Annotated in this window: 19 protein-coding genes; 10 read left to right on the top strand and 9 right to left on the bottom strand. The window is 63.5% G+C overall.

Annotated features, from left to right (window positions below):
• Nucleotides 1-341: 341 nt before the first annotated feature.
• The 3 genes from EP7_RS20595 to EP7_RS20585 form a co-directional block, all read right to left on the bottom strand.
• A complete protein-coding gene (locus tag EP7_RS20595; RefSeq protein WP_463524027.1) occupies nt 342-2768 on the bottom strand; it encodes a type IA DNA topoisomerase in 2427 nt (808 codons plus the stop codon).
• 404 nt (nt 2769-3172) lie between these two features.
• Nucleotides 3173-4468 (bottom strand): metal-dependent hydrolase family protein, encoded by a 1296-nt coding sequence (locus EP7_RS20590; protein ID WP_463524026.1) that lies wholly within the window; start codon nt 4466-4468, stop codon nt 3173-3175.
• A 467-nt stretch (nt 4469-4935) separates the two neighbouring features.
• Nucleotides 4936-5934: a hypothetical protein gene (locus EP7_RS20585; protein WP_463524025.1), complete on the bottom strand. Its 999-nt coding sequence runs from the start codon at nt 5932-5934 to the stop codon at nt 4936-4938.
• 359 nt (nt 5935-6293) lie between these two features.
• Between EP7_RS20585 and EP7_RS20580 the strand changes: the two genes are divergently transcribed.
• The 9 genes from EP7_RS20580 to EP7_RS20540 all read left to right on the top strand — a co-directional run bounded on the left by EP7_RS20580 (nt 6294) and on the right by EP7_RS20540 (nt 16365).
• Nucleotides 6294-6953, top strand: coding sequence for a hypothetical protein (locus tag EP7_RS20580; RefSeq protein WP_463524024.1), 660 nt, complete (start codon nt 6294-6296; stop codon nt 6951-6953).
• A gap of 469 nt (nt 6954-7422) precedes the next feature.
• On the top strand, nt 7423-9138 hold the full coding sequence (locus EP7_RS20575) for a hypothetical protein (protein ID WP_463524023.1): 1716 nt from the start codon (nt 7423-7425) through the stop codon (nt 9136-9138).
• A 636-nt stretch (nt 9139-9774) separates the two neighbouring features.
• Nucleotides 9775-10269, top strand: coding sequence for a hypothetical protein (locus tag EP7_RS20570; protein ID WP_463524022.1), 495 nt, complete (start codon nt 9775-9777; stop codon nt 10267-10269).
• A gap of 183 nt (nt 10270-10452) precedes the next feature.
• Nucleotides 10453-13560 carry an efflux RND transporter permease subunit gene (locus tag EP7_RS20565; protein ID WP_463524021.1) on the top strand — a complete coding sequence of 1036 codons (3108 nt, stop codon included), beginning with the start codon at nt 10453-10455 and terminating at the stop codon, nt 13558-13560.
• 578 nt (nt 13561-14138) lie between these two features.
• Nucleotides 14139-14525, top strand: coding sequence for a transposase (locus EP7_RS20560; RefSeq protein ID WP_463524020.1), 387 nt, complete (start codon nt 14139-14141; stop codon nt 14523-14525).
• A 12-nt stretch (nt 14526-14537) separates the two neighbouring features.
• Nucleotides 14538-15053, top strand: coding sequence for a transposase (locus EP7_RS20555; protein WP_463524019.1), 516 nt, complete (start codon nt 14538-14540; stop codon nt 15051-15053).
• A gap of 79 nt (nt 15054-15132) precedes the next feature.
• Entirely contained in the window at nt 15133-15480 is a 348-nt protein-coding gene (locus tag EP7_RS20550) for a hypothetical protein (RefSeq protein WP_463524018.1), read from the top strand.
• A gap of 184 nt (nt 15481-15664) precedes the next feature.
• A complete protein-coding gene (locus EP7_RS20545) occupies nt 15665-15994 on the top strand; it encodes a transposase (RefSeq protein ID WP_463524017.1) in 330 nt (109 codons plus the stop codon).
• A gap of 62 nt (nt 15995-16056) precedes the next feature.
• The gene (locus EP7_RS20540) at nt 16057-16365 is read left to right on the top strand and encodes a hypothetical protein (protein WP_463524016.1); all 309 of its coding nucleotides are present in this window, start codon (nt 16057-16059) and stop codon (nt 16363-16365) included.
• A gap of 111 nt (nt 16366-16476) precedes the next feature.
• Here the strand turns inward: EP7_RS20540 and EP7_RS20535 are convergent, their stop codons facing one another.
• From EP7_RS20535 to EP7_RS20525, 3 genes are read right to left on the bottom strand one after another with little or no spacing between them, the layout of a single operon-like run.
• Nucleotides 16477-16971 carry a hypothetical protein gene (locus EP7_RS20535; protein ID WP_463524015.1) on the bottom strand — a complete coding sequence of 165 codons (495 nt, stop codon included), beginning with the start codon at nt 16969-16971 and terminating at the stop codon, nt 16477-16479.
• A 36-nt stretch (nt 16972-17007) separates the two neighbouring features.
• A complete protein-coding gene (locus EP7_RS20530; RefSeq protein WP_463524014.1) occupies nt 17008-17514 on the bottom strand; it encodes a SecY-interacting protein Syd in 507 nt (168 codons plus the stop codon).
• Nucleotides 17515-17540: 26 nt separating this feature from the next.
• Nucleotides 17541-18365 carry an alpha/beta hydrolase gene (locus EP7_RS20525; protein ID WP_463524013.1) on the bottom strand — a complete coding sequence of 275 codons (825 nt, stop codon included), beginning with the start codon at nt 18363-18365 and terminating at the stop codon, nt 17541-17543.
• 193 nt (nt 18366-18558) lie between these two features.
• Between EP7_RS20525 and EP7_RS20520 the strand changes: the two genes are divergently transcribed.
• Nucleotides 18559-18966 carry an ester cyclase gene (locus EP7_RS20520; RefSeq protein WP_463524012.1) on the top strand — a complete coding sequence of 136 codons (408 nt, stop codon included), beginning with the start codon at nt 18559-18561 and terminating at the stop codon, nt 18964-18966.
• Between the two features lie 27 nt (nt 18967-18993).
• Here the strand turns inward: EP7_RS20520 and EP7_RS20515 are convergent, their stop codons facing one another.
• Genes EP7_RS20515 through EP7_RS20505 form a run of 3 tightly spaced genes read right to left on the bottom strand, consistent with a single transcriptional unit; the run spans nt 18994 to nt 19726 of the window.
• Entirely contained in the window at nt 18994-19200 is a 207-nt protein-coding gene (locus EP7_RS20515) for a hypothetical protein (RefSeq protein WP_463524011.1), read from the bottom strand.
• Nucleotides 19201-19246: 46 nt separating this feature from the next.
• On the bottom strand, nt 19247-19444 hold the full coding sequence (locus tag EP7_RS20510) for a hypothetical protein (RefSeq protein ID WP_463524010.1): 198 nt from the start codon (nt 19442-19444) through the stop codon (nt 19247-19249).
• A gap of 36 nt (nt 19445-19480) precedes the next feature.
• Nucleotides 19481-19726 carry a hypothetical protein gene (locus EP7_RS20505; RefSeq protein ID WP_463524009.1) on the bottom strand — a complete coding sequence of 82 codons (246 nt, stop codon included), beginning with the start codon at nt 19724-19726 and terminating at the stop codon, nt 19481-19483.
• Between the last annotated feature and the right edge of the window lie 125 nt (nt 19727-19851).

Genomic DNA, 19851 nt, shown 5'->3' with positions numbered 1-19851 from the left:
TTAATACAGACACCCGTTCTGTGCCGTTGGATTCGCTTAACTCGCTTTGTCCATGAAGCGTCGGGCCGCTCTAGGCCTCGGTCTCCAATTTCTCGGCGTGGTCCAGTGTCGAGGCCGGCGTACCGCCTCGACATGGCTACGGGCGACGAAGCGCAGCGATCGGTTCCAATCGTGCAATGCCCCCGACTATTCCGCAGGGACGTGTGCCGATCGCATCGCCATGCAACCCCTGACCGAGGTGGGCGGGTGGCAGCGAGGCTGAACTTGGCTATGGACGATATCCTGAAGTAGCAGTCCGCGCCACTGGTTTAGGCGAAAGAAAAGGACTATAAAAAGGTCGGTCAAAATTCAAAGTGGACCTCGCCAGCGTCCAGCTTTAATCGTGCCTCGAATGGCTTCCCGGACTTCGACACGAATCCTTTTATGACCGAAGTCATTCCTTGTCGCAGGAGCGTCTGGGCCATGCGGGCCGTGATCCGCTTGCCGGCGATTGACTTCCAGATCGCGAATTTGCAACCCTTTCGCCATCCGCTGCAGCCGTAGGATTTCTCCTGCTCTACAACCTCGGCTCCGCAGATGGGACACGCACCGAAGGAGCCCTGCGTAAAACCCTTTGCCGGTTCCCCGGGGAGCTTATCCTCGAGCTTGCTGGCGGTCGACTTGCGACGCTTCGCTATCGGCCCGGCCTTCACGCCGGCAGGTCGGCGACCCGGCTTACCTGCGGTGCGTCTCGGCCCGCCGGAGGGGATCGGGATCGAAGTCAATTCGCCTTGATCTGTAAGGTGGAGGATCGTCGGGCTGGTCCCGCCCGACTCGTTGGTGGGGGAGAGTGTCCGATGCTGCAACAGGGCCCGAATCTGGTCAACATCGAGCGAACGGCCGTCGTGCTCTCGCCAGAGGACAAACGGGCATCCCTCTCGCCATCCCGAGCAGCCGAACCCTCGATTGCCCTGGATCACAGGACGCTTGCAGCGCGGGCACTCACCGAGACGTGCAGGGTCGATCGCCGAGGAGTCGCCGGGTCGGACGATCTCGCCCGTGTAGCGGGCGATCTCCGACATGAATTGGCGCGGGTCGAGCTGGCCTCTCTCGATTTTCCGGAGCTTGGCCTCCCACTCACCCGTTAATTCGGGGGATTTCAGGCCCCGATCCCTGATCACGGCGACGAGATATCGGCCCGGGTCGGTCGCCGTCAACGTCTTTCCGCTGCGGGCGATGTAGCCTCGCGTCAGTAGGGTCTCGATGATCGCCGCCCGCGTCGCGGGTGTGCCAAGGCCCCGCTCCTTCAACGCCTCTCGGAGCTGGTCGTCGTCGACCAGCCTCCCGGCCGTCTCCATCGCCCCCAGCAGGCTGTCCTCGGTGAAGGGCTTCGGCGCAGCTGTCTCGCCCCTGCTGACGAACGGCTCGTGAGGTCCGCTCTCGCCGGGCTGAAATGCGGGCATATCCTGGGGCTCGTCGGCCTTTCTGGCATCCTCTTTTCGAGGATCGAGCACCGTCCAGCCGGGCTCGACGATCCGAACTCCCCGCGCCCGGAACGGGACTTCAGCCGACGTGCCGGAGACAGTCGTCACCTCCTTCACGCACGCGGGATAGAAGGCGGCGATGAGCCTGTTGACGACGGCATCGAAGACTTTCTTCGTCCCGGGCGGCAGGTCGCCCGGCCGTTTGCCCGTAGGGAGGATCGCGTGATGGTCGCTCACCTTCGAGCCGTCGACAATCCTCCCAGTGAAGGGCAGGGCGTCCAGGTTAAGCTTGCCGATCTCGGCCGGTTTCAGGGCTTGCAGGTCGGCGAGAATTCCAGGGATTTTCCGCCTCATGTCGGCGCCCACGTGCCGCGAGTCTGTCCTCGGATAGCTGATCAGCTTGGCCTCGTAAAGCGACTGCGCCGCTTTGAGTGTGGCGTCCGCCGACAGGCCGAAGCGGCGGTTCATGTCACGCTGCAAGTCGGTCAGGTCGTAAAGCTGCGGCGGCGGGACCCGCTCCGGCTTGCGATCGATGCCCAGGATTGTGAGTGGTTGGCCCTCCACGCGGAGTAGCAGCTCACGCGCGGGATCTTCCTTGGTGAAGCGGTCGCCGGTGAATTTGAAGACGACGGATCTGTGGCGAGTTTGCAGCTCCCAAAATGGCTCGGGCTTGAACGCGCGGATCTCGTCGTCGCGTCGGACGATCAGAGCGAGGACCGGCGTCTGAACCCGTCCCACGCTCCAGAGTAGCCCCCCAACCCGATGGCGCACCGTGTAGTATCGGGTCGCATTCAGGCCGACGACCCAGTCCGCCTCGCTCCGGCAACGGGCCGCCGCGAACAGCGCGTTGTAGTCGGACAGGGGTCGCAGTCGGGCGAAGGCGTCTCGGATCGCCTCGGTGGTCAGTGAGCTGAGCCAGAGCCTTCGGGCCGGCTTGGCCTCGCAGCCGGTCAGTTCCAGGATGTAGCGGAAGATCAGCTCGCCCTCGCGGCCGGCGTCGGTGGCGCAAATCAGCTCGTCGGAGGAGCGGAAGAGGCGTCGAACCACCGCCAGTTGCTTTCCAGACCCCTTCTCATCTAGAGGCTTGAGACCGAACCTCTCGGGGACGATCGGCAGGGTCTCGAGAGACCAGCGTTTCAACGCCGGGTCGTAGTCCTGCGGTTCCTTGAGGGTGACGAGGTGACCCAAGGCCCAGGTCACCTGATAGCCCCGCCCTTCGAAGTATCCTTCGTGGCGAGAGCTGGCACCGAGAAACGAGGCCAACTCGCGGGCGACCGACGGCTTCTCGGCGAGTACAACGATCATGGGCCCGGGCGTCGTCTCTTTCCTCGACGCCCCTCCTGAGTGGGTCGTACCGGCGGCCAGGTCGTCAGAGTCTCGTACCGACTCATCACCTGATTGATCTGTCGCCCCACTCACTGTATCCCCGAAACCGTGCGGACGTCCTGGTTGCCCGACCTAGAACCTCATCTGAAGGCGGTGAAAGTTCCCATGACGACCTCCGCAGGTACTCCCTCGGCTCAGTTCGGATCGTTCTCAACTTGGCTCGCACAGGGCTAGCTCGATCCGTAAGGATAAGACAATACCGGCTCAGGTTGCCCCGTGCATGGAGATCATGCCCGGACCGCGCTGCCATCTTCCACGGATTCGCTCCGGCCCCCAGCAGGTGTACCCCTGACGCCACTCGAATCATGAGGGCCTTGGCGTCATCAATCCCTCTTCTCCATCACAATCCTGCCATCCTTCATCACCAGGCGGACTCGTCGGAGGGCCCCGATCTCCTTGGTCGGGTCACCTTCGACGGAGATCAGATCGGCCTTCAGGCCGGGTGAGACCGCCCCCAGTCGGTTGCCCAGGTGCAGCGCCCGCGACGCGTCGGAGGTGGCCGCACGGAGAGCCATGGACGGTGTCAGCCCGCACTTGACGAGTAGTTCGAGTTCGCGGACACCCCCGCCGTGGGCGAATACCCCCATGTCGCTGCCATTAATGATGGTGACGCCAGCCTTGATCGCGGAGCGGACCGCCGCCTTTGCCGAGCGTAAGTCGTCCGGCTCGGGGGTGGTCCCCGGCCGCCAGCCGTTGTACCGGCCCAACGCCTCAGCCGCGGCTAGAGTTGGGCAGAGCGCGACCTTTCGCTCGGCCATCAACGCAAACACTTCGGCGTCGCCGCCGTTGCCGTGCTCGATCGTCTCCACACCCGCCAGAGTCGCCCGCCGCATCCCCTCCTTAGACATCGCGTGAGCGGCCACCGGGACACCGGCCGAGGAGGCCGTCTCGACGAGCCGCTTCAACTCCTCGATGGTGAACGACGGCCGCACCTCCCGGCCTCCCATCGCGGAATCAGCATAGACCTTGACCCAGTCGGCGCCTCGGCCGATCTGGTCGCGGACGGCATGTACCAGCGAATCTCCCCCGTCTGCTTCCTCGGCTCCCTGCGGGATAGTCAGTTCGGGGGCGAATCCCTTCGGCGCGTAGCAGCCGGTGGCGACGATCGATCGGGTCGCGACCAGCATCCTCGGCCCCGGCACGATGCCTTCGGCGACGGCCTTCCTTAGCCCGACATCCGCGTAGCCGGCCCCCTCGGTTCCCAGGTCGCGGATTGTGGTGAACCCGGAGTCGAGCACCAAGCGGAGGTGGTTGGTCGCGCGGCAGACACGCAGGGCCAATGGCTCCTTCAGGACCTGGTCGTCCCACGGTGCCTCGTCGTAGGGGTGGAGCAGGACGTGGGTGTGGGCATCGATGAGACCCGGCATCAAGGTCGTTCCGGCCAGTTCGATGACTCGTGTGTCGGCCGGCGCTCTCACCTCGGCGGGCGTTCCAACGCCCTCGATGAGTTCGCCTCGTACGAGGACGACCCAGCCATCGTGCGGCATCTCGTTCTTCCCGTCGTAGACCCGATCGGGGCGGAGGAGGACGCGAGCATCAGCCGAGTGCGCCCGAGAATCTAGGCCCGCCAAGGCCCCGAGGGCGGCAATGCTCAGAACGGACATGAAAGTGCGGCGCATGACCTACCTCGCATCGACGCCAAACCGAGTGTCCGCCGGAAGGCGGGAGAGGAGGCGAGGTTAACCGGCGTTGCGCTCGCATAGAAGAGGGCGGAAGGCCGATGAGCGGCGTTGTATTCCCCCAGGACTATGGCATCTCAGCCTACCAGGGAGTTGATTTGAGGAGAACGCACCGACCCCTCGCGTCTCAACGGATTCGGATCCAGTGTATATCTCCAGACCGCATTTCAAATCTCCATCGCAAGCTGATCGATGACCGCGGCGATTGGTTCCAAGGAGTTCGGTACCAGCGTGCTACATCTTACTCGGTGATTTCTCCGAACTCCTTGTTGCCTTGAGCGGAGCGCCATTCGACACAGTGACGGAGAGTCGAATTGCCAGGAATTTCCGATGTTTATGAATCTCATCGGAAGAGGGAGACTACGTCACCCAAGCCACATCGGTCGGTCAAGGACGTTACGGCCTGATTAATTCGTCGAGCATGCAAGCGATAACGCCGTGACCGCCCATGAGGTCGCCGCCATCGAGATAAATTGATCCTTTCCATAGGGGAACCCGCTTTCAAAGTAGGGTTGGAATGGCTTGCTTCGCGAGACGACGAACCACGACCCGTCCGCGCGTTGGTCGGCAATAAGGAATGCCAACCCGCCCCGATATTCTGGACTATCCGTCGCCAGCCGCCCCGACCACTGGAGTGCGACGAGGGCCGAGCCCGTCGCGTAGGCGTCCGAGGAGCCGCCGTCGAGTTGCGACCAACCCCCGTCGTCGCGCCGGGTCGCGAGCAGATCGTCGGCCGCCTTCCGGATGAGTTCTTCCGGAGAGGAGGCCGCTTTCATCGCCATCAGGCGGAACACCCGGTCCTCCGTGTCCTTCGGAGCGGTCGCTTCCAACCATCGCCTCGCCTTGCTCACGCGGGCTTCAATCCGATCTTTCTGGCTCTCCTTGCCGTAAGCCGCCAGGGCGCGGAGGGCGAGGTAGGTCGCGGTGAAATCGCTCGCCTCCGACGGCGGGCGGTCCGACGAGCCCCGCCAGTGATCGCGGGATTCGTCCTTCTGCAGCAAGTATCCGGCCACGGTGTCGGTTAACTCGCCGGCCGCCTTGCCGCCGACCTCCATGGTGAGCAGGGCATATCCCGCCCTGGTGACGCCGCCTCCCTGACCGTTTCCCTTGCGGTAGCTGTCCATTGCGCCGCGAAGGTCAGTCTCGGTAAGCTCCACCGGATCCTCGATTGCCCCATCCGGAACGACGAAGCCATGCCCCTTCGCCGTCACGAGGGCGAGGACCGGGACTGCCTGATGGTGACACGAGAAGCAGTCGCGGCTCTCCGGGTACTGCCCCGTGCTCCTCAGGAGCAGGGGCAAAGCCTTCGCGACGGCGGCGCGGCTGGCTTCCGGCTTCGGTAAGTCTCGGTCCTCCGCCGGGTAGGCCGACACGCAGGTAACCAGAATCAGGATCGTCGCCGTCATTTCACCACCCCTTCCTCTCAATTCAGGCAGAGGCAAGAGTAGCGGAGGCCTATGCTCGACTCAAGTGATCGACTTTCGAAGCGAATGCGACACGGACTCGGGCGTTAATGTGAGGTGACCGCGACCATCGGGGATCGGAGATAGTCCCCAGTGGTCACGATCAAGCTTAGCAGACACCTCTCCATCCATAAGATGGAAAGAGGTCGCAAATATTGGGGCGTCGGTTCGGAACATTACCCCGGCCCGCGACAAGCGACCCATGATGTGACATCGTTCAATAAAACCGGGGTGCGAGCGAATCGCAATGCGCAAGGGGCGGGGTCGCTCACCTTGATGAGATGGGAACGAGGGGCGAATCTATGGGCGACGGAAGTCAGGGAAACCGATCCGCCGACGACTGGCGGCGGATCCACGCGTTAGGACTGCCATCGGGAAGCATCCGGGCGCTGCTCGCGGTCATGATCTTCGCAACGACCTGGGGCATGCTGGTGCTCAGGCCGTCGCAGGAGGTGCCGGATTATCTGGCCAACCTTCTCTTCATTATCATGGGGCACTACTTCGCGAGCCGACACCGCGCCGAGCACGGCCAGGAGCCGGAATCCGGGCCCCCGCCACTCTGGCTCCCCAGCGGGACCATCCGATTGGTGCTCCTGGCGGGTTGCGCGGCGGTGGCCGCCTTGCTCTACCGGCGTGGCCAATTGACGGAGGTGGATCGTAACCCAGGAGTGGTCACGCTACTGCTGGTCGGAGGATTCCTCATCGGCGTGGTCGCCAACGGGCTGGCCACACGATGGAGGGAGCGGGGCCACCTGCGTCACCGGGGTTTCGAGGACGTGCGGGCCCTGGGCGCGATGGCGGCGGCTGTCGCACTTGTCGGTTTGGTCTGGAACCGACTGTTCCCCTACTTTCCGCCGGAACAAGCCGACGCACTGTTCGCGAGGTGGATCCACTTCGGGCGGTTCGGCCCGGAGCATCTCCTGGCGTCGTTCGTCGGATTTTATTTCGGCTCTCGGTCGTGATGCATGCGACCGGAACGCTCTGATGCGTGTCATCTTGGCAGACGCTTCGACCAATCGGAGAAGCGACGCCGGCGGGCCGAGGATGGCAAATCTGGGTCTTTCAACAAGCCCGCTTCGGTGGACAGACGAAGAATCCGAGGCACCTTAACTGTTCACATCGACCGTGCAAGAGCGAGTTGCGGGGCTCGCTTCGCTTCCGGTCGCACCGGGCTGAGGGCTGGTTGGAGTCACAGACACCGGGGATCGCGGCGCTTGAGCATGTCCTCCGCTCGGGCTATTCTCGCCCCATCAATCTTTGACAATCGGTAGGCAGCACCAACGGGAGGATTGTTGCATGAAGCGCAGGGACGGGGCGAGGGTCTTGGGGCTACTTATTGCGGTCCTATTCTCTGCGGAGTTACAAGCGACCTCAACAGCCTGGGCAGGGGATCGCACGCGGGGGACGGTCGCAATTTATGTGGATCGCCCGATGGCACCACCGGCCTGGGCGCTCCTGGAACGACAACTCTTCCGGGCCAACGAGAAGGCCTGCGAAGAGTTTTTCAACCGCTACTTCGACGACCGAGGGTTCCTCGAATGCGTCGAACGCTGGGGGGGAGACGATGGCCCGGATGACGCGAGCGAGAATTTCACCAACTGGACGGTCCTGCACGCGCTCGGCGCGGCGGACTCGGTCCTTCTCGCATATAAGAAAGGCTGGGAGGGTCACCTACGACAGTTCGCGGCGGCCAGGACGACGGATGTCCCATTCGCGCGAGAAGGGATGTATTTCAAAGAATTTCCTGTGATGTTCGATTGGCTTCACAACGGCGAGGGGCTCGGCCCGTTCCAGCAGCAGGGGCTTTCCGACCCCGATGACGCCCAATTTCGGCGCCGTGTGGTCCGCTACGCCGGATTCTATCTGAACGAAGATCCGAGCGCACCCAACTATGACCCCGAACGCAAGATCATCCGGAGCCTTTTCACCGGCAGCCGAGGCCCGCTGCTCCGGAAGGCGACCGCGCTCGATTGGGCTGGCGATCCGATCGAGGTTGCGAATCGGTTCAGGCCTCGCCACGGCGAGAGTTCCTACGCACAGATGATCGAGCACTTCCGGGACTACAATGACATCGTCGGTGACCACCCCGAGAATCTCGTCGCCACATGCTTGCCCCTCAATGCCTTTATGCTCACGCAGGAGGGAAAATACAAGGACTGGCTCATCGGCTATATGGATGCCTGGCGAGGGCGGATGGCCGACAACGGCGGGATCATCCCCACGAATATCGGCCTCGACGGTAAGATCGGCAGCACCGCGGGTGGCAAATGGTATGGAGGCGTTTACGGCTGGGGATTCAGCGTGATCGACCCCGCGACGAAGCGTCCGGTGCATCGGAACCTCCATCATCTCGCCCTGATCGGATTCGGCAATGCCTATCTGCTCACAGGCGACGATCGATTCCTCGACCCGTGGCGCAAGCAAATCGATCAAATTAACGCACAAGCAAAGTTGGTCGACGGCCAGCTTCAATACCCGACGATGTTCGGTGACCAGGGATGGTATCATTTCACGCCGAAGAAATATCAACACGGGGCGAGCGAGATCGCTTTCTGGTCGATGCGAGCCGACGACCGAGCCCGCGTTGCTGACGACCCATGGATTGCCTTCCTCGACCGCAAGGATCCAGGCTATCCCGAGCGTGCATTGCTATCCGACCTCGAGTCGATCCGGGGCAAAGTCGCCTCAATGCGCGTCGACTCGTCTACTCCCGACACGAGACTGGCCGATGACCCGCTTCCGTTCAACCCGGCGACCGTCGACGCGCTCGTTCGCCTGACGCTCGGTGGTCTTCCCGTGGGTAACATGACGAATGCGTTGCATTCCCGTGTCCGCTACTTCGACCCTGCACAACGTCGCGCCGGGCTTCCCCCCGACGTCGCCGCGCTGGTCGAGGAGCTCTCGGTCGACGAGACCGTCCTGACTCTCGTGAATGTCGATCAGTCCGACTCCCGCGAAGTCGTCATCCACGCGGGCGCCTATGCCGAACACCTCTGGGAATCCGTGATGGTCGAAGGGATATCGACTCCAATCGGCGGTCCCGACCTCACCGTCCGTCTCTCTCCCGGTGCAGGCACCAGGCTCAAATTTAAGGTAAAGCGTTACATCAACTCGCCTTCCTTGGCATTCCCCTGGGACCTCGATTGACCGATGGTGGTCACACAGGAGGGCTGGTTACAGACGGGCGTCAACTTGATGTTCACGAGCAGTGCTGGACCGCCCGCACCCCAGCGGTGACGGCCCGCTCCCGCCTCGCCCTGGCGAATCGTGCCACTGCAGTCCGGGGGACGTGTTCCTCTTCTTGAGGACCTCGGTCTGGTCCATGATCAACTCGCCGCGCGATTCGGCCAGGTGTCGCGGAGATAGGCCGCCAAGTCGTCGCGGCCCCGATTGGCAGCGTCCCAGTCGATGCGGCCGACCAAGTGTTGGATGTCCTGGCGCGACGAGCCAGCGGTCTGCTCGGTGAGCTTTCAGCTGTACTTGCGATCGACGCCAGAGAGCAGTCCTCGGAGAGACTGAGGGCCCGCTTCCGCGGCTCGGACCGGGCGAAGCAGCAGGCCAGCCGATCGTCCAAGGCGACTACCTCATCGGCTCGATGGCATATGTCCATCGCCGTCGGCTTGGGTGACATGATTCGGCCACCAGATTTAACACGTTTTGAGGCCGCAACTTCAAGTGTAACTGGAGCACCAGGGTGTGAGTCCAATCGCTTGACGGCGATCCGTGTTTCAAATTACTCTCAAGCACCTCGCGCCCTCCAACCCCCGAAGCTCGAGGACAATGGTGAACCCCCGGAACTGCTGGCTGGCGAAGCTCGCACTGACCATCTTGATGATGGTCGACGGCGGCCTCACGCAGTTCTCCACCCACCATGCCCGAGTCCAGCCGTCAGGATTGGTCCCTTACAGCAACACCTCCCGTCCCATTAATACGATTCTTGGGCTGGAATCGATCGGCAATGCGATCGTAGGGTTGCCGGGTCTCGACGTACCGGTCCAACTCGACCCCGCCGGAATCTGGACCCGAGGCCAGACCTCCAGCACGCCCGATGACGACGAAGTCGAGTGTGAGCCGGCTTCGACCGACGATTCCGTCTCCCCCGACGACACGCTCGATCTGAGGCAACGGCGGCTGAAGTCCTTCACGGCGACAGCCTTGTCCTTCCTGGACTTCCTCACGCTGATCCCGTCCGGGCTGCCCCTCGCCCTGTCCGTTTCCCCCCCTCCTGCTCCTCAATTCTGCACCCTCCGCTCGCGTTCGGTGGCGATCCGCTGCTAAGCCGATGACCGGGCGCTTCTTCTCGCTCGTTCTTGGCCGGGCACCATGCTGCGCGTGATCCGGGCCGTCGCCCCTCGGCGCGGGCCGCGGTTCCCCGCCCGACGTCGCACGCCTCGGGCTGGGTTCCTCTCACGGAATCATGCGCGAGTCCTCCCTTCCGACTCACTCGTCCGAGGTCCCCCCATGTTCGACCGCCTGATCGAGGCATCCCTCCGCGCTCGCGCGCTCGTCTTTCTGGCGATTGTGGCGCTCGTCGGAACGGGCAGCTATTCGCTGTTCGTGCTGCCGATCGACGCCGTGCCCGATATCACCAACGTTCAGGTGATGGCTCTGACCAATGCCTCGGCGCTCGGCCCGGAGGAGATTGAGCAGTTCATCACAGTGCCGGTCGAGAACGCAATGAATGGCATCCCCTCCGTCAAGGAGGTCCGATCGTTCTCGCAATATGGCATCTCGGGGGTGACCGTCATCTTCGAGGACGGCACCGACATCTACTGGGCCCGCCAGCAGGTCGGTGAGCGGCTGGCGCAGGTCAGGTCGCAGATCCCGGCGGAGTTCGGCCAGCCCGAGATGGGGCCGATTGCAACGGGCCTGGGCGAGGTGATCCAATTCGAGGTCCGCAACGCCGCCGACGCCGAGGAGCCTAGGTCCTTAATGGATCTGAGAACGATCCTCGACTGGGAGGTCGCCCGACCGCTCAAGAGCGTGCCAGGGGTCGTCGAGGTCAATGCCTTCGGTGGTGAGTTGAAGACCTATGAAGTCCGGCTCGACCCGGTCCGGCTGACCTCACGAGGGATCTCGATCGGCCGGGTCATTGAGGCGATCCGCGCCAACAATGGCAATTCCGGCGGCGGCTATATCCAGAAGAATGGAGAGCAGCGGGTGATTCGCTTCGTCGGCCTGGTCGATTCCATCCAGGACCTCGAGTCGGTGGTCCTCGCAGTCAACTCCGACGGAACGGCGATTTTTATCCGCGACGTAGGCAAGGCGATGCTGGCGCCGATGATCCGCAATGGCGCCGTGACCCGCGACGGGCGGGGCGAGGCCGCCACCGCGACTGTGCTAATGCTCTCCGGCGAGAATTCACGTCTGGTCGTCGACCGAGTAAAAGCGAAGCTCGAGCAGATCCGCGCCGGCCTTCCTCCGGGTGTCGAGGTCGACCTCTTCTACGACCGCGCGGCGCTCATCGAGCGGACGATCGCGACAGTGGCCCGGAATCTGGCCGAGGGCGGAGTCCTGGTCGTCGCCGTGCTCCTGGTCCTCCTGGGCAACCTCAGAGCCGGGCTGATCGTCGCCCTTGCTATCCCGCTGTCCATGCTCTTTGCAGGCAACCTGATGGTCGCATCGGGGGTCGCAGGTAGTCTGATGAGTCTCGGGGCTATTGACTTCGGATTGATCGTTGACAGCGGAGTTATTGTCATCGAGAACTGCGTCACACGTCTCGCTCACGCGAACCCGGGCGAGTCGTCGCGCGAAGTGGTGCGGCGGGCGACGCTTGAGGTACGTAAGCCGGTCGTTTTCGGCGTCGGAATCATTACGATTGTGCACCTGCCTTTGCTGGCCCTTGAGGGGGTCGAGGGGAAGATGTTCCGGCCGATGGCGTTGACGGTGATCTTCGCCCTGACCGGTTCTCTGTTGCTTTCGCTGACGGCCACACCGGTGCTGGCGTCCTTCTTCCTGAAGCCAGGGCTCGCCGAGAAGGACACGCTGCCCATCCGCCTGGCCAAGCGGCTTTACGAGCCGACCCTGAATTGGACGACGCATCGCCCGCGACGCGTGGCCCTGTTGGCATTGATGGCGTTCGCATGCTGCATCCCTTTCGCGATGAGTCTAGGGGGCGAATTCATCCCCAAGCTCGACGAGGGTGACCTCGTCGTTGTCCTGGTCCGTCCCCCGAGCGCGTCGCTCGACGAGGGTCTGGAGGACACGACCCGGTTCGAGAAGGCATTGCGTTCCGGCCTGCCCGACGAGATCCGCACCGTCGTCAGCCGCACGGGACGCCCCGAGATTGGCATCGACCCGGCGGGAGTCAACCTCACTGACGTGTTCGTCCTGCTGCACCCGCCTGAGCGCTGGAACAAGGTGCACTCTCGCGAAGAGTTGATCGTCAAGATCGAGCGGATCGCCGGCGAGGTTCTGCCCGGGACATTCCTGAATTTCACCCAGCCGATTGAGCTGAGGTTCAATGACCTGTTGGCCGGCGTCCGTGCCGACGTGGGGCTGAGCCTCTTCGGCGCCGACCTCGGCGTACTCCAGGAGAAGGCTAACGCCCTGGCAACGGTCCTGTCCAAAGTCCCGGGCGCGACCGACGTGAAAGCTCAAAATGTCGAGGGGCTGCCGTTTCTCAGGGTCGAGATCGACCGCGACCGCATGGCCCGCTTCGGGATCAACGTCGCCGAGACGCTCGACGTCGGCGCGACGCTAGGGGGTAAGGTCGTGGGTCAGGTGGTCGAGGGACAGCGGCGGTTCGACCTCCAGGTGCGATTCGACCCCACGACACGCAACGACGTCGAAGCGATCAAACGGCTCAGGGTCGGCGATCCGCAGGGTCGGCTGATCCCCCTCGAGGAAATGGCCGACATCTCCGTGGAGAATGGCGTCTACGAGATCTGGCGGAAGGATCGCGAGCGTCGGATCATGGTTCAATCCAACGTACGCGGCCGTGACCTGGCCGGTTTCGTAGCGGAGGCTCAGGCCGCGGTCGCTAGCCAGGTCGAGATGCCGAGGGGATATCGAGTGGAGTGGGGCGGCACGTTCGAGAACCTCCAATCGGCAACTAAGCGGCTGACGATCGTGGTGCCGGTGGCCCTGATGCTAATCTTCCTCTTGCTGTATGCGACCTTCCAGTCGGTCAAGCTGGGCCTGCTGATCTTCGTGTCTGTCCCCCTCGGGGCCATCGGCGGTATCCTGGCATTGTGGCTCCGCGACCTGAACTTCAGCATCTCCGCAGGCGTCGGATTCATCGCGCTCTCGGGCGTGGCGGTCCTCGACGGCCTGGTGCTGGTGTCGGCGATCCGCGGTTTGATCGAAGACGGCAGGCCGGTCAGGGAGTCGGTCTTCGAAGCGTCGATGTCTCGGCTGCGGCCGATCCTGATGACCGGCCTGGTGGCCAGCCTCGGATTCGTCCCCATGGCGTTCTCGCACGGCTCGGGCGCCGAGGTTCAGCGTCCCCTGGCTACGGTGGTGATCGGCGGCCTGCTGACCTCGACGCTGCTGAAGCTGATCGTCCTTCCGGCGATCTACCCGTGGTTCAACCCGGGCCCGGGGCGTCGCGAGGAAGTTGTGGCCTGATCCTGGCGATCGCTTACCACAAGTTGACTTTTCTCCCAGGCCGGACCGAACAATCCGACGTAATTCAGGCGGGGAAGGGGACCAGGTCCGGCGATGGAGTATAAACCGACCCGGAAAACGCTCATTACCATATGCCTGCACTTTGCCAGTTCTGACGAAGGTCTGAGTCCTGCTACCCGGCTGTGCCAGACTCGTCCTCGATCTCGAACTCCGGACCCAACTGTTCCCTCAGGATCGCCAGCAGCTTGCGGGCTTCGGCATTGAATCGCTGCCGCTCCGCATCACCCCAACGCGACGGGCCGGGCGGGTAGTTCCAATCGATGTCCGTGTCCCACCAGGCGTTGATGTATGTGACCCGACGCCAATGTTCTCGGGCAGTGGCAGAGTCCGGGCATCGACGGCGTAGCCGAACTCCTGATTTGCCGCATCGTTCGACGACCAGAGGCAGATGTCCGCTCCCGGGTCGAAGAAATCGCGCAGGCGAGACTTGGCCATCGCCTACCCCTTGAGTTAGCCCCCGCCCTCCCGGCACGATCTTGGTTGCTACACGGCCACGGTCACACCGAAGAGGGACGAGGGTGTCTGCCTGGATCTTGCTCGACTCGTGGCGGGGCTGGGTCGCCGCCCTGGCCGTCCCGTTGCATCGCCGGCTCGCCTGGCGGCTGCCGATCGTCGTCACCGGCCTGGTCCTGGCCTCGGGCCGACGCACCGCCACGAGTTGGTGGCGAGTCGCCCGGATCGCCACGGGCTTGAGGTCCTATTACTACTTCCTCGATGCCGTGGGACACAACGCCGACGCCATCGCCCTGGTGCTGCTGCGTCTCGTCGCCCGGGAGGTCCTCGACTCGAAACCGTTGCTCTTCGCCCTGGATGACACGCCCACCAGGCGGTACGGCCCCAAGGTCCAGGGGGCCGGCATCCACCACAACCCCACCCCGGGGACGGCCGGCTCGAGGTTCCTCTAGGGTCACAACTGGGTGACCCTCAGCCGAGTCGTGCGTCAGACCCTCGTCGGCGTCATCGGCCTGCCGCTGCTGGCCCGGTTGTACGTCCGTAAGGCCGATGTCCCCAAGCTCCCCGAGCTGGCCAAGATCCTCTTCCGCACCAAGCTTCGGCAGGCCGCCGAGATGCTCACGGCCATGGCCTCGGGGCTGCCCAAGTCCGATCACCGACCCCGGGTTGTCGTCGATGGCGCCTATGCCAACCGGGAGTTCCTCAAGCCGGCCTTCATGGCCGGCTTCGACGTCGTGGCCCGACTCCGCAAGGACGCCGCCCTCACGGACCTACCACCCGTCCTGGCGCCGGGGACCAAGCGGGCCCGTGGCCGCCCGCCGATCTACGGCAAGAATGTCGTGAGCCTGGCCAAACGAGCCGGCCAGAAGCGAGGCTGGGCCGAGCTGAAGAGCACCACCGCCTCGGGCCGAGAGGTGACCGAGTGTTTCAAGACGTTCCTGGCGACGTGGCGACCGGCCGGCGAGGTGATCCGGGGGTGATCCTCAAGGCGAAGACGACTCGTGGCGGGCCTTCCTGAGCACCGACCGGGATGCCAGCGTCGAGTCGATCGTCCAGGCGGTGCATGACCGCTGGAGTATCGAGGCGAACTACCGGGACTTGAAGCAGGTCGAGCGGGTTGGCGAGGTGCAGTTGCGTCGGGTGTGGGCCAACGTGGGGGCGTTCCACCTGGGAATGTGGGTCCACACGCTGACGGAGGTGTGGGCCTGGAAGCAGGCCACCTCGGAGCTCAGCGACCGGCGGGATCGGCCGTGGGATGATGCGAACCGCCGCCCCTCGCATGCGGATCGTCGCCGAGCGTTGCGGCAAGCCATGTGGCGGGAAGAATATCGGCGCCTGGGCGTCCCGAACACGCTCAGGGAGAAAATCATGCCGCTGTTCGATCGCATCACACGGCTGGCCGGATGACCGGCTTCACTACTGGCAAAGTCCAGATATGCACAATCTGGGAGAAATAGAGGTCGTTTCCTAACCGTCTGCACGCAACTTCCGTCACACCGACCCCTTGCGTACGATGTCTTTACCCCTGGAGGCGTCGCATGGCCCGCAAACGCACCATCTGCATCCGCCAGCCCGAGCTGACCGACGAGGAATGGGCCCTGCTCGCACCCCACCTCCCCGAGCCCCGGGCCTCGGCCAGGGGCGGTCCCTGGACCGGGCCTACGAGAGCGACCCGCTGCGGGACCGGCTGGCCGCGCGGGGGATCGAGATGGTCTGCCCGCACCGCAGGAACCGCAGGAGGCCGGCGACTCAGCGGGCGGGCCGGCTGCGTCGTTACTACAGGCGGCGGTGGCGGGTGGAGCGGACGTTCGCCTGGCTGGGCAACTTCCGCCGGCTGCTGGTCCGGCACGAGCGGACGCCGCGGATGTACCGGGCGTTCTTTCACCTGGCCTGCATGCTGATCACGATGCGACCGTTATGAATCGACTTCTACTCTGAATCAGTAAGCCAGGTGTGGCAATTCCTCTACAAGGCTACGCCGCGGTGATGCAGCGTGAGATGTACCATTCAGGGATGTCCAAGGCGGCGGTTTTTTCGCACCCGGATCATATCCGTGTGCAGAAACCAATTGCGGACAATGGCAAATACCTACGACCATCATGCGGCAGCGATTTCTCCGAATCCGCCGACGATGAGTTCAACGGGGATGCATGGCTCAAGCAGCAGGGAGCCAGCATCACGATCTCGATCGGAGAGTTTGACGATTCGGACGTGACGCTCGACAGCAAGGCCTCGCTGGAGGCTGCTATCGAGCAGATCTCGGCGAAGCTGGAGAAGCAGAGGGCGGCGTGAGAGTGGGTAGCACCGTCCGCCGCTGGGCGCCGGGCAAGACGCCGGTGCCGTTCTGGGTGCTAGAACTGCTCAGGGTGGAGCGGGTGCGGAGGGAGGACTGAGGAGAACCGATTATCCGGGGAATTCTACGAGTCCGCGCAACAAGCTCGCCTGGACCGCCAGTTCCTCTCGCATCTCCGACTCGCACGCCGCGTCGTATTCCGATTCATCGGTCACGGCCTCGCCTGCAGCGCACCCGGCCGCAGACGCGGCGCATGACGTGGACGCCAGGACATTCGAGGCCGTCCGAGGCCACACGGACGATGCATCGGCCGCTGCCGAGGTCGCATAAGCCAGAGCATCGGGGGCCGAATGGCCGGGGAATGCAGCCTCACTGACCTCCATCGCCTCGACTATCAGCTTGCCCAGCTCCGCCTCGTCGATCTCTCCAACCGCGAATCGCTCAGAAGCCTCTACTGCCGACCTGGAGGCTTCGGGGAGCAGATGCCAGATCCTGCAAACGCAGGCAGTGGCAAAGCGCCGGAGTTCGCGCTGGTAACGCTCGACTGGGATCAGGGGTACCATCAAATCCGGGTTGCGGCAGGCCCACCACTCGTCCTCCGTCATCGACCCCCTCCTTTTCGGTTATCGACCACGGGGTGGCTATAGCTCGCTGAGGAAGGCCGCAAGCGAGGGGGCGATTACCGTCGTCCGTGGCCAGTCGGGTTCCTCCAGCAAGATCTCTCCCGTCGCGAGATCGACGCTGTAGAAAGGGTCGGAGTCGGTATTGGCGAAATAGACGCTCAAGAGTGCAGGGATCGACGGACAGAGCCGGATGTGCTGGATAATCTTCCGCTTGAAGTTCGCGAATTCTTCCGGGTTCCAGCTCGTATAGAGCGAGACCGACATTCCCCGAAACCCACTCTTCTCCGTCCAGCCGTGGTAGCTGCCGAAGACCTCCCTGATGTCTTGGGACAAGACCACACCGGTCGCTTCCTCGACGTCGCGGAAGTCGGGCGGCGGGATCATCTCGACCGGCCGCCAACGGGTCATTCCCTCGCTATCAATCTCACCGTATTCGCACGGCGAGGGCCATTCGGGGTCGTGCTCACGCCGCTGGCCGACGTCCCGTTCCATGAGTTCCGCGAGTATGCGCTTCACCTCGCCCATGGTGCGTCCTCCGGCCTGGAAGTCGGTCACTTGCCATCCCCGGGCTTCATCAGAAGCTTGTTAACCCGCAGCCACTCCTCAAGCCGGTCCATGAAGTGGTCGGCTCCGCCGCCCTTGTTCACGAAGCCGTGCGCGCCCGACTGGAAGACGTGCAGCTCGGCCTGCCCCTTCGCCTTGCGGTAGGCGGTGAACAGATCGACCGACTGGGCGACGAAACCGGCATCATCGGCCGCGACCGCCAGGAAGAGCGGCGGTGCGGGGTCCGGGATCTCCTTTATCTCGCGAATCCCGTAAATGAGCGCCACGAAGTCCGGCCGCGTTTCCTTCGGACCGAAGAGCGCCTCGGACGTGACCATGCCACCCGCCGAGAAGCCGATCATGCCGACCCGCTCCGGTTGGTAGCCGAACTCGTCGGCCTTTTCTCGGACAAACTTCACAGCCTGTCGTCCGTCCTCGGCCGCCAGCTTGACGACTTCCTCCCTCGTGGGGGCCCCCGGGGCATTGTGAACGAGCCGGTATTTCAGGACGAAGGCATCGACGCCCATCGCGTTGAGCCGTTTGGCGATATCCGCCCCTTCGTAGCTCATCATCAGGGCGCGGAACCCGCCGCCGGGGGCGACGATCATGGCCGTTCCCACGGCCTTGCCCTTCTCGGCCGGATAGTGGATCAGGACAGGCTTCACGACGTCTGTGACGATCGGCAGGCCGTTGCCCGTGGTGACGGACTTCTCCTGCCAGTCCCATTTCTCCGAACCCGGGGCAGTACCAGGGTATAGGGGAATCTCTGAAGGCGCCTGAGAGTTAGCTATCGGGGCCCATGCGAGGGCGATCAGGCAGATCAATCGGTTCATCGGCGGCTCCGTGTTCGACCTGGAGAGCGGTCAACTCGGATGATATCAAAGCGGGTAGCCGGGGGAATCGGGTCGGTGGCAGTGCGGGCCGCAATCCTCTTTTCCTGCATTTTGTCCGGGGTATCTCCCCATCTGGCGAACCACCGAATCGCCGCGAGTGTCCCGGAATTCATCAGAAAAATCGGGGTGATCCATGAACGCCAAAGACGTGCTGCTTGCCTGGGTCGATGCGTTCAACCGACGGGACGCGGATGCCCTGATTCCCCTCTACCATCCTGACGCGACGAACCACCAAGTGGCAGCCGGGGAGCCCGTGGTCGGGCGCGATGCCATCATCAGCGACTCGCGGGGATTCTTCGCGGCCTTCCCGGATAGCTACACGACCTTGGAGGCCATGCACCAGGACGGGGATTTTGTCATGATCGAATGGTCGGGTGGGGCGACATGGCGAGGAGAATTCTCAAGAAGACAACCGAACGGGAAGACGTTCAAGCTCAGGGGTTGCGGCTTCTTTCACGTCGTCGAGGGGCAGATCCGGTACCAGCAAGGGTACTGGGACCGGGCTTGTTGGATCTTGCAACTCGGCATCCCGATTGAGTGACGATCCATTGGCGAGGCCGCCGAGGATTTAGCCCCGCCGCCTCCCGAGCAGAAATCCGGCCACACCACCCACAATCACGCCGAGCGGCGCGGTAACGAAGGCACCCGTCATTGCCGCCTCGACCGGGCTGTCGTGTGTGTTGCCGGAAGCCCGGGAGATCAGCACGTACCCTGCCACGGCCCCGAGAATATAGCCACCGATCGTCCCGAGGAGGCTGAAGCCAATACGTCGCATGATACTCCTTGCCGAAGGACGAGACTCACTGCACGGAACGCAGGCCTCAGCTCCCCGTCGAACGCTGAAGCTCGTGGGCGGCTTTGAACTGGTTCATCAGGTCCGCGAGTTTTGCGTGTGAGAGCCCGTAATTGTCGGGGAGGCCCGCGTAGTACCCGACCAGGCCGACGTTCGTCGATCGCAGGCCGGGAGCCCTCTGATAGCCCGGCTCGAAGTTGAACATCACCATCTTGTTCCGGATCACGCAGCCGACCTCGAACCCGGAGACGTCGTCCCAGCCTTAGGTGTGGTACCGATATAGGGTGCACATGGTGAAGTCCTCGTCCGTGAGATTCAGGTAGATCGCGCCGGGAAGCAGGACGACGACAGTGAGGAGTATCCCAAGACCGAAGAAGGCGGCGATCCACCAGCCGAACTTGTCGCCCGTCATACCAATCCAGACGCCAACACCCGTGAGCAGGATGAAGAGCAGCCCGACGGCGGCCCATTTCAGGCGTCCGGGGCTGAGCACGACGGGGTCTGGCATGGCAGGCGCCTGGATCCGGCGGCAACACGGCTCAATTTGAGCTACATGGTCCCACTGTGTCTGACTGAATTCCAGAAGGTGTTTGGGGACCGGTTAGCCGGGGCTTCGCTTCGATCAGATGATCC

The organism is Isosphaeraceae bacterium EP7 (assembly GCA_038400315.1).
In the GTDB taxonomy this organism is placed as follows: Bacteria; Planctomycetota; Planctomycetia; order Isosphaerales; family Isosphaeraceae; genus EP7.
The sequence above is the reverse complement of the archived record's forward strand: the minus strand, read 5'-3'. Positions and strand labels throughout refer to the sequence as shown.

Bases quoted from the DNA above. Each gene is read 5' to 3' on its own strand.
- EP7_RS20595 (WP_463524027.1), bottom strand. From the start codon at position 2,768: ATGATCGTTGTACTCGCCGAGAAGCCGTCGGTCGCCCGCGAGTTGGCC.
- EP7_RS20590 (WP_463524026.1), bottom strand. From the start codon at position 4,468: ATGCGCCGCACTTTCATGTCCGTTCTGAGCATTGCCGCCCTCGGGGCC.
- EP7_RS20585 (WP_463524025.1), bottom strand. From the start codon at position 5,934: ATGACGGCGACGATCCTGATTCTGGTTACCTGCGTGTCGGCCTACCCG.
- EP7_RS20580 (WP_463524024.1), top strand. From the start codon at position 6,294: ATGGGCGACGGAAGTCAGGGAAACCGATCCGCCGACGACTGGCGGCGG.
- EP7_RS20575 (WP_463524023.1), top strand. From the start codon at position 7,423: ATGGCACCACCGGCCTGGGCGCTCCTGGAACGACAACTCTTCCGGGCC.
- EP7_RS20565 (WP_463524021.1), top strand. From the start codon at position 10,453: ATGTTCGACCGCCTGATCGAGGCATCCCTCCGCGCTCGCGCGCTCGTC.
- EP7_RS20545 (WP_463524017.1), top strand. From the start codon at position 15,665: ATGGGCCCTGCTCGCACCCCACCTCCCCGAGCCCCGGGCCTCGGCCAG.
- EP7_RS20535 (WP_463524015.1), bottom strand. From the start codon at position 16,971: ATGACGGAGGACGAGTGGTGGGCCTGCCGCAACCCGGATTTGATGGTA.
- EP7_RS20530 (WP_463524014.1), bottom strand. From the start codon at position 17,514: ATGGGCGAGGTGAAGCGCATACTCGCGGAACTCATGGAACGGGACGTC.
- EP7_RS20525 (WP_463524013.1), bottom strand. From the start codon at position 18,365: ATGAACCGATTGATCTGCCTGATCGCCCTCGCATGGGCCCCGATAGCT.
- EP7_RS20520 (WP_463524012.1), top strand. From the start codon at position 18,559: ATGAACGCCAAAGACGTGCTGCTTGCCTGGGTCGATGCGTTCAACCGA.
- EP7_RS20515 (WP_463524011.1), bottom strand. From the start codon at position 19,200: ATGCGACGTATTGGCTTCAGCCTCCTCGGGACGATCGGTGGCTATATT.
- EP7_RS20505 (WP_463524009.1), bottom strand. From the start codon at position 19,726: ATGCCAGACCCCGTCGTGCTCAGCCCCGGACGCCTGAAATGGGCCGCC.